Source organism: Paraburkholderia sp. RL18-085-BIA-A, from assembly GCF_046027075.1.
Classification (GTDB): Bacteria; Pseudomonadota; Gammaproteobacteria; order Burkholderiales; family Burkholderiaceae; genus Paraburkholderia.
In genome coordinates, this window is the sequence record NZ_JARESU010000446.1 from 1 (window position 1) to 1,207 (window position 1,207).

1 protein-coding gene is annotated in these 1,207 nt (G+C 66.7%); it reads left to right on the plus strand.

The features are described from left to right. Nucleotides 1-828, plus strand: an 828-nt coding sequence (locus tag P0D89_RS53140) for an IS110 family RNA-guided transposase (RefSeq protein ID WP_408371260.1), incomplete at its 5' end; no start/stop codon positions are given. Nucleotides 829-1,207 lie beyond the last annotated feature (379 nt).

Consider the following 1,207-nt stretch of genomic DNA (forward strand, 5'->3'; position numbering starts at 1 on the left):
CAGCGCCACAAGCGTCGCGCGAAGACCGACCGGCTCGATGCCATCAAGCTGGTGATCAACCTGCGCGCGTGGCTGCGTGGCGAGCGCGACCGCATGCACGTGGTTCACGTGCCGTCCGCGCAGGATGAAGCGTCGCGCCACCTGATGCGCGAACGCGGGCAGCTGCAGAAGGAAGTGCTGCAGCACCTCGACCGCATGCGCAAGCTGCTGGCCACGCTCGGCTGCTGGGAAGACGTCGCGCATCGCGCCTTTGCCGAGCGGCTGGCGCGCGACGAGGTGCGGTGTCACGACGGCACGCCCCTGCCGCCCGAACTGCGCGAGCGGCTGCTGCGCGAGTGCGAACGGCGCGCGTTCGCCGCGCAGCAGCTCGCCGTCCTCGAGAAGACCCGCCAGGCCAGTGTGCCCGCACCCGCGCGTGCACGCAGCAATGCCCTGGCGCGCCTGAAAGGCATTGGCGAAGTGGGCGCGTCGCGCCTTGCGCTCGAGCTCTTCTGGCGTGAGTTCAGCAACCGGCGCCAGGTCGGGGCCTGTGTCGGGCTGGTGCCCCAACCGTATGACAGCGGCGAGAGCCAGACCGACCAGGGCATCAGCAAGCAAGGTAATCGGCACGTACGCGCGCTGCTGGTCGAGATGGCGTGGACCTGGCTGCGCTATCAGCCCGGCAGCGCACTCACCCAGTGGTTCAACCGGCGCACCCAGGGCACCGGCCCCAACCGCCGTGCCCGACGCATTGCCATCGTCGCGGTGGCACGGCGACTGGCGATTGCCCTGTGGCGTTACCTGAAGGACGGCGTCATCCCCGAAGGGGCGCAGATGAAATCGATCTGAGCCCGGCGAAGGCAACCGCGCAACAAGGGCAATCATGCAAAGAGGCGGAAACTGACGTATGGACCGGTTTGTGAAGTGAACATGCCCGTCGGGTCGCCGGGTTACTGACGTAACCGATTTTACAGATGGGGCATGCTCCCGGAAAAGATTCCGGCGTAATGCGCATAGGATGAGGCTGGCCCAGGGCCAGCGGATAGAAGGAGGTCGGACCTCAGGTCCGACGCGCGCGATGACCACTTCAGACCAGGACGTAGACCGGATCCCCAGCAATGGGGTTGACGGAGGTTGGAATCCGTGGGAACGGCAGGCACTGAATGCGCAGGTAAGGCTGGCGAGCGGCCAGACATTGCGCTCGCCAGCCTACACCAGCATGTCCCCC